The sequence below is a fragment of the Dietzia sp. E1 genome (assembly GCF_014145015.1).
Lineage (GTDB): Bacteria > Actinomycetota > Actinomycetes > Mycobacteriales > Mycobacteriaceae > Dietzia > Dietzia cinnamea_A.
On sequence record NZ_JAALDU010000389.1, the window covers coordinates 1 to 1,123 of the forward strand.

1 protein-coding gene is annotated in these 1,123 nt (G+C 73.6%); it reads left to right on the forward strand.

What is annotated here, in order from left to right; genetic code table 11:
- The first annotated feature begins 2 nt into the window (after nt 1–2).
- Nucleotides 3–983, forward strand: a complete 981-nt coding sequence (gene hemB, locus G6030_RS12545) for a porphobilinogen synthase (protein ID WP_241724340.1) — start codon at nt 3–5, stop codon at nt 981–983.
- Nucleotides 984–1,123: the final 140 nt, after the last annotated feature.

The following is a 1,123-nucleotide window of genomic DNA, read 5'->3' on the forward strand; positions in this document are numbered from 1 at the left end:
GACTGCGCTCGACGCCGGCCATGCGTCGGCTCGTCGCCGAGACCACGCTCGCGCCGCGTCAGCTGGTGCTGCCGGCGTTCGTCGCCGACGGGATCGACGCGCCGCGCGACATCTCGTCGCTGCCCGGGGTCGTCCAGCACACCGTCGACTCGCTGCGCCGCGAGGCCGTCGCCGCCGCCGAGGCCGGGCTCGGCGGCATCATGCTGTTCGGCGTCCCGCTCGACGCCGACAAGGACGCCACCGGAAGCTGTGGTGCCGACCCCGAGGGCATCCTCAACCGTGGCCTCGCGGCCGTCCGCGCCGAGGTGGGCGACGACCTCGTGATCATGGCCGACACCTGCCTCGACGAGTTCACCGACCACGGGCACTGCGGCGTCCTCGGCACCGACCCGCGCGGCGAGCAGATCGTCGACAACGACGCCACCCTCGTCGCCTACAACGACCTCGCCGTGTCCCAGGCCGCCGCCGGCGCCCACGTCGTGGCGCCCAGCGGGATGATGGACGGCCAGATCGCCGCCATCCGCGAAGCCCTCGACCGCGAGGGACACCAGGACGTGGCCGTGCTGGCCTACAGCGCCAAGTACGCCAGCGCCTTCTACGGCCCGTTCCGCGAGGCCGTCGGCTCGTCGCTGCGCGGCGACCGCCGCACCTACCAGCAGGATCCCGCCAACATGCGCGAGTCCCTGCGTGAGGTCCAGCTCGACCTCGACGAGGGCGCCGACATGGTGATGGTCAAGCCCGCCATGTCCTACCTCGACATCCTGCGGCAGACCGCCGAGATCTCCGACGTGCCCGTGGCGGTGTACCAGGTCTCCGGCGAGTACGCGATGATCTCCGCCGCCGCCGAACGCGGCTGGATCGACCACGACCCGGCCGTCATGGAGTCCCTGACGTCGATCCGACGCGCCGGCGCCGACATCGTCCTGACCTACTGGGCCCTTCACGCCGCCCGCCTGCTCTCCGAAGGCTGGGGCTCGCGGTGACACGCGCCAGCGGTCCCTGGCGACCGCCCGCCCGGCCCGAGCAGTCGGGCACGCCGGCCGAGCCCGGCTCGCCCACCGACCCCGCGGCGCCGCCGCCGGAGGAGATCCACACGGCGTGGGTGCTGTGGCTCGCCGCCGCC